Genomic DNA, 12,222 nt, shown 5'->3' on the forward strand with positions numbered 1-12,222 from the left:
GTATTTTTAAACAACCATAATAAAATAGAAAAAATCAAAGGATTAGTTCCATCATGATGAAGACTCTGTTTCTACAACCTCCCTCCTTTGAAGGTTTTGATGGAGGTGCAGGTTCCCGCTACCAAGCCAAGCGCGAAATTAAATCATTCTGGTATCCAACTTGGTTGGCCCAACCGGCAGCCCTTATCCCGAACAGTCGCCTGATTGATGCGCCCCCTGCAAGAATGACGATGGAACCCATTCTTGCTGATGTGAAAAACCGTGATCTGGTGATCATGCATACTTCTACCCCATCCTTTTCATCGGATGTCAAGGTTGCAAAAATGCTCAAGGATGCAAATCCTTCCCTCAAAATTGGCATGGTCGGTGCAAAGGTTGCTGTTCAACCCCAGGAAAGTCTTGAAAAGAGCGATGTTATTGATTTTGTAGCCCGGAATGAATTTGACTTTACATTGAAAGAAGTCGCAGAAGGTCGCGATTTCAAAGATATTGACGGCATATCCTGGCGGGATGCAAATGGCAAAATTGTTCATAATAAAAACAGGGCAATGATTGAAAATATGGATTCCTTGCCTTTTGTTACCGAGGTTTACAAAAGGGATCTTCATATTGAAGATTATTTCATTGGATATTTAAAACATCCATATCTTTCCCTATATACTGGCCGTGGATGCAAATCACGCTGCACGTTCTGCCTGTGGCCACAAACAGTAGGTGGACATCGTTATCGTACACGAAGTCCAGAACATGTCGCGGCAGAAATTCGTTTGGCTCAACAATATTTTCCACAAGTTAAAGAATTTTTCTTTGATGATGATACATTTACAGATGATCTTCCTCGTGCGGAGGCAATCGCTCGTGAATTGGGAAAATTAGGGGTGACCTGGTCCTGTAACGCCAAGGCGAATGTTCCCCGTAGCACCTTGAAAGTGTTAAAGGATAATGGGCTGCGCCTATTGCTGGTTGGTTATGAAAGCGGAAATCAGCAAATCCTGCATAACATTAAAAAGGGAATGCGAATCGAGGTTGCACGTGAATTCACAAAAAACTGTCATGAACTTGGAATTAAAATCCACGGCACCTTTATTCTCGGTTTACCAGGAGAGACCAAGGAAACAATCCAGGAAACAATCAAATTCGCCACTGAAATCAACCCTCATACTTTACAGGTTTCCCTAGCCGCTCCATATCCAGGAACATTTCTGCATCAGCAGGCACTTGAAAATGGATGGCTGGATGAAAATAATGCGGAATTGATTGATGAACATGGCGTTCAGATCGCCCCTTTGCATTATCCTCATTTATCTCATACGGAAATTTTTGATAGCGTTGAAACATTTTACAAGAAATTTTACTTTCGCGCTCCCAAAATAGCATCTATTGTAGGAGAGATGATCACCAGCCCACAAATGATGAAACGTCGCTTACGTGAAGGTGTCGAATTTTTCCAATTTCTACGAGATCGCCATACATCATAATAAACGATAAAGAAATTTTGTGACAAGAAAAATTCTTATTTCAGCAGATGATTTCGGTTTATCTGTCGAGGTCAATGAGGCAATTGAAATTGCACATCGGCAAGGAGTCCTGAGTACTGCGAATCTTATGATTGCAGGCGATGCAGCTGAGGATGCAATCATAAGAGCCAAAAGAATGCCAAATTTGCAGGTTGGATTGCATGTTGTTGTCATTGAGGGAAAATCGATTTTGCCAAAAAGTGAGATTCCACTTCTTGTCGATGAAAATCGTCTTTTCCCCTCACAACAACTTAAAATGGGAATCAACTACTTTTTCAATCAACACATCCGTAGACAACTGGAAAAGGAAATCAGGGCTCAATTTGAAACCTTTAGGAAAACAGGACTGGCTCTTGATCATATCGATGTGCATAAACATATGCATCTTCACCCAACCATTGCCCAGCTTATTATAAAAATCAGTCATGATTATCGGTTGCAACGAATAAGACTTCCCAAAGAACCCGTTAAGACTCTCAGATCCATTGATCAGACAACCAATCTAGATAATACAAATAACTTGCTGGTTTATTATTGGTGCAAACTTCTTGAAGAACAGATCAAAAAAGCCGGGATGAAATATTTTGATTGGTGCTTTGGCTTATCCTGGTGTGGGCATATGACATTTGACCGTATCCAGAAATTAATCCCGTCCCTACCACAAGGTAATTCTGAATTGTTTTTCCATCCTGCAACCACAAAAACGGGATTATATAATCAACTTATGCCTCAATATGAACCTGAAAAGGAGCTGGAGACCCTCTGTCACCCAGACTTCCCCAAGCTGCTTCAGGAACATGGCATTCATCCAATTACTTGGAAAAACATTTAAAATATCTCAACGGATAGCTGTTTCAATCCAGCCTTTCAATTTTTCCTTTGGTAAGGCTCCTACCTTGGTTGATAAAGGCTGTCCATCTTTGAACAAGATAAGGGTTGGAATTCCCCTAACTCCATAATTTGTTGGCACCTCAGGGTTTTCCTCGACATTAACCTTGGCAACAACTAATTTACCTTGCATTTCTTTTGCTAATTCTTCCAAAACTGGAGCAATCATTTTGCAAGGTCCGCACCATTCCGCCCAGAAATCAACCAAGACGATTTGATCGGATTTCAATACATCCTGTTCAAAACTTTGATCTGTTACTTTTTTAGTAAATTCGCTCATTTCTACCTCATAACTTTTAAAATATTCTTCATATCTACTAAATAGATGACTGTCCTTGATGTCAAATATTATTAAGATTGTCTATATCTGTGCCGGCAAATAATTTTCAAGTAAAGCAATGGGCAATTTCATTATTTTTAGAGCATCCGTCCAAATCAGTAACGGCTCAATTTGATGATATGGATAAATTTCCTTTAATAAGATCCAATAAGATGCCATCTGCCTTAAATAAATTTTGGATACCATTTCAACAGTATCCGGCACTTTTTGACCGGATTTAAAATCACATAGTAAAATTTTATCCGGTAAAATACGCATACGATCAATCTGACCCGTAATGACAAGATCATTGACAATACCTGTTACAGGTTGTTCAACCAAACTATCAGAATCAAACAATTTTTGTAATTCTGGATTATTAATCAACTGGATAACTTGATGAACGATTTTATCCAATTCCTGACCGGATAGTTTAACATTTTCTCGCTTGAACCATTGATATGCCAAGTCATAACGCTTTTCACAAGGGTAATTTGGCAAATATTGTAATAAGGCATGAATGACTCGACCACGATAAAAAGGATCTTTTTTCTTTCTTGTTTTAACCGGTGATATTTTAGAAGGAACCTCACCAAATATTATCCCGTCTGGTCGACTTGGAATATAATGGGGTAATATGACATTTTCATCAGGTAACGCAACAGCCTTTCCTTTTTGTTGCAACCATTTGGGCAAAATTATTGATTTGCTGGATTGATTTCCAAAATCATCCGGTGAACAATTCATATTGTATGAAAGGGAATTACTTTTATTTTCTATAAAATGATGTGTTCCTTCCCAAATTTCTTGGAAAAAACAGGCCTGCAAATCAGGCAACTGCTTCATCGCCTTTTCACAATAATCATACCAAGTGTTTTCAGTTTTTTTATTTTTGGATTTTTGCCAGCCACAAACCAATAACCATTCACTTGCACGCGTTAAAGCAACATAAAGCAGACGATTGCTTTCTTCGGTATCCAATTGCAATTTAAATGACCTATATTCTTTACTTTCCCTAATATCGCAATTTTTATTTGGAACATATAAAGGGATTTTGATATTCTTTTCCGCATCCTCTTTCCAAACCAGAACCTGATCAGATTGAAACCCGCCCTGTTTAGATGCGGGATTCACGGTATCAGGTAAAATGACTAAACGCCCCTGCAGTCCTTTCGCACCATGTACCGTCATAATCCTAACCATATCAAGGTCTGCTTCCGCCTCGTTTTTTATGGTACGTTCGGATTGTTTCAACCAATATAAAAAACCCTGTAAAGATGGGATATGATTATCTTCATATTGCATTGCCTGGAAAAGTAATTCATCAATCGCCTCAAGTGCCTCTTCCCCCAAACGGGCGAGAAATCTTTCCCGTCCACGATGTTCCCCCAAAATCTCAACCAACAAGGCATAGGGCGTAACATAATCCACTCTGGCAAACAATTTTGAGAGCATTAACCATGCCTCCTGCCAGTCTTTCCTTTCCAAATGTCGAATAAACAAGGCATTCCACAAAGTCTGGCCTTTTATTCTTGATCCGGCAAGCTCCATAAGACTTTCTTCATCCAATCCCCCCAAAGGTGATTTTAAGACACATGCCAAGGTCAAATCATCCTGCGGCAATAAAAGCACCTCACAAAGTACCAATAGATCCTGTACGACTATTTGATCAAGCAATTGTGTTTTAACCAGATTGACCAATGGAATATTTTTCATTTTCAGAGCCCGGATCAAGGCCCGTGAAAAATCAGATCGTTTCCGGATTAAAATAAGAATATCACCTGCCCTGATGGGACGCCCACCATAAGGTGGTACCCTGCCGATCTGTCCCTTAATCCAATCGGCAAGACATTCAGCCAAAACCATGTCAGGTGTTGAATGATACTGATTTTTCCTCAATGGTTTCCATAAGGTTTCCAAATCCTCCTTTTCCATATCATCCATCATCGCTAATGGCCATATATCAACCCGCCCGGGAGCAGATATCTTCGCCGAACGATGCTGGCGAAACTGATCCATTGATAAATTATCCCAGACGCCTGTTAATCCATTTTCAGGCGAAAAGACCTGATCTACGAAATCAAGAATAATCTGACTGGAACGAAAGGAAACCCGTAATTGGGGATCCGCCCATAATTCACCTGCCTCTTTTACCTTTTTTGATATTTTTTCACGAAAATTAAAAAATTCCTGTGGCTTTGCCCCCTGAAAAGAATAGATGGATTGTTTGTAATCTCCAACGGCAAAAACCGTTCTGGAATGATGCGAAACAGGATCCTTACCCAATCCCGCAAAAAATTCAGACGAAATATTATCTGCAATCCGCCATTGTTCAGCCGAATTATCCTGTACTTCATCCAACAAAATATGTTCCAAACCGCCATCGAGCTTGAACAAAACCCAAGCGGCACCAGGATTATCAAGCAAATCCAAAGTGTAATTAATCAAATCACTGTAATGCAAAACCCCTTGGGCACGTTTAATATCTTGATAATGTTGCCAAATTAATGAAAAGACATTCAAAAGAGCCCCTGTATATTCATAAATGTCATAGCGATTGATTGTTTCAGCAATCTGATACATATAGTCAGCCTGTTCATTCAACAAAACTGCAATCGCGTTATTTTCCCCCTTATTGACAGTAAAATTTTTAACTTCACCATTTTTTTTAAGCAAGGTCTCCTGTATTATATCCCATTGAACAATTCGTTGATCGCTCGAAAGATCAAACCATCGAATACAGGATTCTATTGCCGCTCTAGATTTTTTATTTTTAATATCCCGATTCAGTTCCAGACATTTTCTAATGTCCTTTTCTGCTGGCCAGATTTCACATACACGAGCTAAATAATCCTGTTTATTGGAAAAATCCAGCTTTAAACATGACCGTAAATAAGCGGAAAATTGTCGCTGTTGAATCAAACGTAAAACTGGCTGTAAATATTGCTGATTTTGTTGTAGTTCCTGTAAAAGCTCCAAAAAATGATTATTATTGATTAATGGGCTTAAGACCTGAATATCATGATCAGAAATTTCATCAATTTTTTCGTTAAAAGCCCTTTTGAAGGTTAATAAATTATCACCCTCCTCAATAACCTTGAACTGAGGAATAATTCTGGCCTCCAAAGGGAAACGCTGCAGGATAGATTGACAAAATGCATGATTGGTTTCAATCCGCATACCCCCTGGTAAATCCAAAATTTCTGCAAACAATGCCCGAGCCGCTCTGCGCATCTTATCGCACGGATTGATTTGTAAATCGAGCAAAGCCCTATCCAGTTCTTGATTCGTATAGCCAACCCATTCACTTAATTTTTTTTGCAACCGAATTGCCATTTCGGCAGCCGCGGATTTGGAATAGGTTAAACATTGGATCCGCTGCGGTTGTATACCGGGATGAATTTTACCCTTTTTATCAGTCCAGGGCATCATTAACCGTAATAAACGATCAACAAGAAGTTTTGTCTTACCGCTTCCTGCCGATGCGGATACAAAAACTGAATAATGCGGATTAGAGGCATCTCTTTGTTGCCTGTTCGCTTCTTCAACAGGATCTGAAAAAGAAAACTGCCGCTGCATCATGATCCCCCAGTTCCCAATCCCCATTCAAGAAAACGAGCCAAATGCTTATAATCTCCAAAAACAGGCAGGGTTTGTACATATTCTTTTATTAAATGAGGACGTGGACGGGATAAATAAGGCTGTTCCTGATCACAATAGGCAATAATCAGCTTTTGAAGAACTTGCCAGTATCTTTCGCTTAAATTTGTGGCATCCCCTTCTTTTTGAATATTATCTATATGGATTTCCTTACCTTCCTCTATTCCCCCCTTTAACTCCCAATATGTAAATTTTGAAATTTCATGTTCAGCCAGACTTTTATCAAACCCGCCATAATAAGCCATTGCCGCTTCCAAGGGTAACTGCGGAAACAATCCGTTCTTCACATTTATACACGCAGGGGTAACACCTGTTTTGTAATCATATATTTCTACAGTTCCATCCGTGTTTAGCTGTATTCGATCCGCAACACCCCGTAAGGTAAAGTCAATTCCTGCGGACAACTGAAAATAATGATGGCCTTCTTTTTCAAGATAAAACTGAGGAAGCATTCGACTATTACGACGTGACTTTTCCTGTTGGTAAACCCAATGGGCAATTTTTAATAACCGTGCATGCCACCATTTCTTATAAGAAATTAAGATATCCTGACGTTTATCCAGTACATCCAAAAGAGTCTGCTCTATTCCGCTTAGCGTCCATTGTTTGCTATAATTTTCATAAACATTCTTTAACCCTTCATGAACTATCAACCCAAAAATACTGGTTGATCGATCTTCCTCCAAACCAACAATTTTTCTTAAATTAAGTATTTTTTTCGCATAAATCTCATAAGGATCCTTTATCCATCGCTCAACATCAGTTATGGAAATGGATTTTGGACGCAACGCCGGCAAAGGTTTCGGAGAAGGACATTCCATTGGGGTTGGAGATCCATCTGGTTGATCAAGATATTTTGTCCACATCAAAGCCGGATGCTGCTGAATTACACTCTTACGCCCCTTCAACCACGCCTTAAGACGGACAATCCAACGCGATTGCACAACTGGCGCATTTTCCTGTCTTAACGGTGAAGACAAAATCACTTCTGGTATCGAACAACACAAAGCCATAAAAGCATAGGCTGTACGACCTATTTCAATATCCGGCAATCCCATCCCCATTTTTTCACGCATCGGGCGGCTTAGCCAAGAACCAGAATCAATGGAGGGTGGCCATACCCCTTCGGATAATCCCCCTAAAATTACCATATCAACATTCTGCAACCGTGCTTCAAGCAATCCCCAGATATATACCCTTGGATGAAGCTGTTTAACCTCTCTCCCTTGTAGGGCACGGCGCGTATGAACAATTAATCCTTGAAACGATGCCCTGAAAATACTGGCAAATTCAGATAAAGTAACCACCTTTATATATTCAGTTTCAACAATAAGATCTCTTAAATGCTCGGCAAGTGCATTTCCCTCTTCAGCCTTCCATAAAATATCCTCTCCATTCTGTTCTTGATTAGAAGCAAGCTGTTCCGCAGCTCTTGCCAAATACGTCACCCATTCGCCAACCGTATATTTTGTAGTTTTTCCCAACAGAGTTTGCACATTCTGTTTCAATCGATCCAGCAAGCTGACCAATTCAGATGAGTTGGAAAAAAAATATGCGATATCGGTTCTTAGGGTATCCTTATCCAACAGCTTAATTTCTTCGATTTTCCGCTTCAATGCCGCTTGAATGACTGATAAACCAGAGGCTGCAAATTGTCTTAGAATAAAGATCTCCAGCAAACGGCTATAATCACGGCATAAACTGGCAGGCAATCCACAACAAGCAAATGGATGTTTAAGTAAGGATAATAAAGATAAAGGGGTAAAATCCTCGACACAAGCTTGTAAAATCAAATTTAAAAAAACTGTGCCGGCCGTTTTATAAAGTGGTTCACCAGCACTATCATCCGCGATAACCCCCCACCGTCCCAATTCCAGAGAAACACGCATTGCCAAATTACGATCAGGCGTAACAAGTGCAATTCTTTTCTGTGGAATTTCCAAAGCATCTCGAATCATTAACGCAATGGCTATTGCCTCTTGCTGCTGATTGAGCGGTTCAATTAAATAACATTGATCCAAATGTACAGGACGCCGATTTATTAACCAGCTTTCCAAACGGTCCGCAGGTAATAAAATTTGCTGAAATGCTGATACACGCTCCTTACCAATTGGTTGAACACATGTATAATCCCAGTATTGAAAATCAGAACGCTTAATACCTAATGCCGAAAACATTTTGACAAGTTCGGCATAAGGATGCGTGATAGGCAAAGCATTCCAGCTTTCCTCTGACAAATCCTCCTGTAACCCGGAAACAATCAAACGTCCACGTGGCAATTGAACAACCGTGGACAGAAATTCAACAATAACGGGCCTTGCATCTGCAAATCCGACCACCCAAACTGGATCCTGGCATCCAGAATTCCGCCAACTTTTAGCCTGGGCTTTTAAAAGAGCTATTACCCTTTCTACGGGATTCATCAATTGATTATCCTGTAACCATTGAGGCCATATCTCGGTTATAATTGATAGAAATTTTAGAATATTTTGCCAGTGCTGTGCATATTCATCCTCAACCGCTTTTGATAAAGCCGTCTTCAAATCACATCCAATCCATTCCGCCTCATCCATTAAATCAGCCAGGGATTTAGCCAAATTCCAAGCTTCACCAGCCTGAATTTGATTACCAAGCTCATAATTCATTTGTATAATTAACGATGTCAGAATTGATAATCTTTTTACAGGATGAACTGCGGGAAAAAGTATCAGTTCCTCTTTGCTATTAAAAGATAATCGTGCCTCTTCTATAGTGCCAATGGAAATAATTTTAGGTAAAAGCAGCGGTTTCCCTTTATTAACTTTAATAAAACTATTAATTAACGCTTTTACGGTTCTCTGATTGGGAACAATAACCATTCCACACGGGTAACCCCCTTGAGAATGCATTTCCTCCATCCATTTTTGAGCAATCGTATCCAAAAATACTGCATTAAAGGGAATCGTGATATATTTAGACATTTTCAAATAATCATGAAGGTCATTTTATTATTCAAGCAAGTTTAGCCGTTCATCCCAGCCTGAAAGGACAACACGACGCCCGGAATCAGAATGTAGGGAAAAATCAATATGCAAAGCCCCGTCAGGAACAAAATCCTGCAAACGCTCTGGCCATTCGACCAAGACAACACCCTCCATCGCATCATCCCAATCCAGCTCAATTAAATCCTGTTCATTTTCCAACCGCCACAAATCATAGTGATATAAAGAAAATTTTGGGCTTTCATAATGTTGTACCAAGGTAAAAGAGGGACTGGGAACTTCCATTTCAGAATCTTCACAAATAGATCGCAAGAATGACCGAACAAAAGCAGTTTTACCAATACCCAAAGGACCTGATAATAAAATGGCGTCACCTGTCTGTATTAAACGGGAAATTTTTACAGCCAAATCATTTGTTGCTTGCAAATTTGGTAAATCATACATTTTTATAATCATGATTACATAAAACTTAACTGGTAATAAAACGATTTAATAATAACTTACAGAAAGTTAACATTTCTAGATTACAGATATGTCTTGATAATAAATATATTCAATAAAATTCATTTTATAACAATTTTTTTTCAAACTATTATTTTATGCTTATTTTAATATGTAAACTCTTTGCAATCATCCTTATAATTCTATTTTTTTCTTATATTAAAGGTCAATATAATGATTGGAACCTCTATCACGACTGATATTGCCATAATTGGTACGGGTCCGGCCGGCTTATTTGCCGCTTTTGAATGCAGTATGCTAAAAATGAAGTCTATCTTGATTGACACACTGGATACAGTGGGGGGACAGTGTTCAGCCCTATATCCAGAAAAACCAATTTATGATATTCCCGCTCATCCAAGTATTACCGCACAATCTCTTATTGATTCTCTAGAAAAACAAATTGAACCTTTTGATATTCCACGCCTATTATCAAACAAGGTTGTAGAAATGGAAGGTCAGAAAGGGAATTTCGCTTTAAAAACCGATAAAAACAATATCATTCATGCCAAAGGCATAATCATTGCCATTGGTGCAGGGTCTTTCGGTCCGAATCGTCCACCGTTGGAAAATATAGAAGCTTATGAACAGGCCAAAACCGTTCATTATTACATCCGAAAAAGTGATTTATTTATAGACAAAAATATTGTCATTGCCGGTGGTGGGGATTCAGCGGTTGACTGGGCACTGGCCTTAAAAGATAAGGCCAAATCCATCACCTTGATTCATAGAAGAGACCGTTTCCGGGCTTCACCGGAAAGTCTTGCACGTCTTGAAACGGCAATTTCAGAAAAAAAAATCAATAAACTTGTCCCCTACCAGCTTCATAAGCTGCATGGAAAACAAGGCTTTCTAGAATCAGTTGATGTTATTTCACTAGACAAACAGATTAGATCTCTTCCAGCCGATCATTTACTGGCCTTTTTTGGCCTGACCACTGATCTTGGCCCTTTACAATCCTGGGATATTGACATTATTCAAGGGAGAATTCCAGTAACTCCATCGACCTGTGAAACAAGTCTGGAAGGAACATTTGCCATCGGAGATATCGCTTTTTATCCAGGAAAATTAAAACTTATATTACAAGGATTCAGCGAGGCCTCTATGGCTGCTTATGCGTTATATAATATTGTTAATCCAGAAACACCACTGCATTTTGAACATTCCACAACACACGGAATTCCAGTAAAATCCTAGATCCCAGTTTCCAAGGTCTTTATAATGATACAGCCCTATATTTCCATAAACCCTGATCTTTTTACCAAAAATGCGGGGGCAACTTTATCTATTGATTTAGGTGCGATTATAAAAAATTATGATTTGCTCAATAACAAAACAAAAATGACACGATGTGGGGCTGTCGTCAAGGCAAACGCTTATGGGCTGGGAATGTTACCGGTGGCAAGGGCATTACAAAAAACAGAATGCAAGGATTTTTTTGTTGCTTATCTAGATGAAGGAATTGCACTTAGATCAATATTGGGAAATGAATACGCAATCTATGTCCTGAACGGTTTTTATCCATATGATGCCAAAACGTTTATCAATTATAACCTGATCCCGATTCTAAATGACCTGAAACAGGTAAAGTTATGGGTACAAATATGTAAAGATGCCAATTTTAATTATCCTGCCGCCTTGCAATTTGATACAGGCATGTCTCGTTTCGGTCTTGACATAAACGATTTCAGAAACATCCAGGAAAAATCTATATCACCTTTCATTCCTACCCTGACCATCAGCCATCTAGCCTGTGCCGATGATCCAAATCATTCATTAAATCTTATTCAATTGCAACGGTTTAAGGCTTTTATCCATCACTTTCCTTCCGTACCGGCAAGTTTATCCGCTTCAAGTGGTATTTTTCTAGGTGAAAATTGGCATTTCGATCTAACACGTCCAGGAGCGGCATTATATGGGATCAACCCTGTTCCTGGACACAAGAATCCCATGTATCCTGTTGTGACATTACGAAGTAAAATCTTACAATTGAGGGAAATTCCCAAAGGGGCCACTGTCGGTTATGGTGCAACGTTCACGGCAGACAAAGCGTTAAAACTGGCTATCGTTTCAACGGGCTATGCAGATGGTTTTTTTCGATCACTCAGCAATAAAATCTGCGTCAAACATATTGATCACCCTGACATTCCCTTACCCGTAATTGGGCGAATTTCGATGGATTGTTTATGTATCAATATATCACCCCTTGCCAACAAAAAAGTTATGATTGACGATGAAATAGAAATTATTGGCCTCAACTGTCCAATTGAAACAATAGCCAACGCGGCAGATACAATTGGTTACGAAATTCTTACCGCCCTGGGAAATCGTTATCGGCGTATTTACAATTAAATAA

Annotated in this window: 8 protein-coding genes; 4 read left to right on the top strand and 4 right to left on the bottom strand. The window is 39.3% G+C overall.

What is annotated here, in order from left to right:
- Positions 1-53: 53 nt before the first annotated feature.
- Together hpnJ and hpnK are read left to right on the top strand one after the other, a co-directional pair.
- A complete protein-coding gene (gene hpnJ / locus GM552_RS07560; protein ID WP_155565913.1) occupies positions 54-1,478 on the top strand; it encodes a hopanoid biosynthesis associated radical SAM protein HpnJ in 1,425 nt (474 codons plus the stop codon).
- A 19-nt stretch (positions 1,479-1,497) separates the two neighbouring features.
- On the top strand, positions 1,498-2,349 hold the full coding sequence (hpnK, locus tag GM552_RS07565; RefSeq protein ID WP_370533609.1) for a hopanoid biosynthesis-associated protein HpnK: 852 nt from the start codon (positions 1,498-1,500) through the stop codon (positions 2,347-2,349).
- 6 nt (positions 2,350-2,355) lie between these two features.
- On the opposite strand, the gene trxA is transcribed toward hpnK, so the two are convergent.
- The 4 genes from trxA to tsaE are packed head-to-tail and all read right to left on the bottom strand — an operon-like array spanning position 2,356 to position 9,809.
- On the bottom strand, positions 2,356-2,745 hold the full coding sequence (gene trxA, locus GM552_RS07570; RefSeq protein ID WP_370533615.1) for a thioredoxin TrxA: 390 nt from the start codon (positions 2,743-2,745) through the stop codon (positions 2,356-2,358).
- 21 nt (positions 2,746-2,766) lie between these two features.
- Complete coding sequence (addA, locus tag GM552_RS07575; protein WP_155565914.1) at positions 2,767-6,330, bottom strand: double-strand break repair helicase AddA; 3,564 nt, start codon at positions 6,328-6,330, stop codon at positions 2,767-2,769.
- A complete protein-coding gene (addB, locus tag GM552_RS07580) occupies positions 6,303-9,344 on the bottom strand; it encodes a double-strand break repair protein AddB (protein ID WP_155565915.1) in 3,042 nt (1,013 codons plus the stop codon). Before addB ends, addA begins: the two co-directional genes overlap by 28 nt.
- Positions 9,345-9,371: 27 nt before the next feature.
- Positions 9,372-9,809: a tRNA (adenosine(37)-N6)-threonylcarbamoyltransferase complex ATPase subunit type 1 TsaE gene (gene tsaE / locus GM552_RS07585; RefSeq protein ID WP_230873090.1), complete on the bottom strand. Its 438-nt coding sequence runs from the start codon at positions 9,807-9,809 to the stop codon at positions 9,372-9,374.
- Positions 9,810-10,040: 231 nt separating this feature from the next.
- On the opposite strand from tsaE, the gene GM552_RS07590 reads away from it, so the two are divergent.
- Positions 10,041-11,063 carry an NAD(P)/FAD-dependent oxidoreductase gene (locus tag GM552_RS07590; protein WP_155565917.1) on the top strand — a complete coding sequence of 341 codons (1,023 nt, stop codon included), beginning with the start codon at positions 10,041-10,043 and terminating at the stop codon, positions 11,061-11,063.
- A 24-nt stretch (positions 11,064-11,087) separates the two neighbouring features.
- A complete protein-coding gene (gene alr, locus GM552_RS07595) occupies positions 11,088-12,218 on the top strand; it encodes an alanine racemase (RefSeq protein ID WP_155565918.1) in 1,131 nt (376 codons plus the stop codon).
- Positions 12,219-12,222 lie beyond the last annotated feature (4 nt).

It is taken from the genome of Commensalibacter sp. ESL0382, assembly GCF_009725775.1.
GTDB classification, from domain to species: Bacteria; Pseudomonadota; Alphaproteobacteria; order Acetobacterales; family Acetobacteraceae; genus Commensalibacter; species Commensalibacter melissae.

Bases quoted from the DNA above. Each gene is read 5' to 3' on its own strand.
- hpnJ (WP_155565913.1), top strand. From the start codon at position 54: ATGATGAAGACTCTGTTTCTACAACCTCCCTCCTTTGAAGGTTTTGAT.
- addA (WP_155565914.1), bottom strand. From the start codon at position 6,330: ATGGGGATTGGGAACTGGGGGATCATGATGCAGCGGCAGTTTTCTTTT.
- addB (WP_155565915.1), bottom strand. From the start codon at position 9,344: ATGTCTAAATATATCACGATTCCCTTTAATGCAGTATTTTTGGATACG.
- tsaE (WP_230873090.1), bottom strand. From the start codon at position 9,809: ATGTATGATTTACCAAATTTGCAAGCAACAAATGATTTGGCTGTAAAA.
- GM552_RS07590 (WP_155565917.1), top strand. From the start codon at position 10,041: ATGATTGGAACCTCTATCACGACTGATATTGCCATAATTGGTACGGGT.
- alr (WP_155565918.1), top strand. From the start codon at position 11,088: ATGATACAGCCCTATATTTCCATAAACCCTGATCTTTTTACCAAAAAT.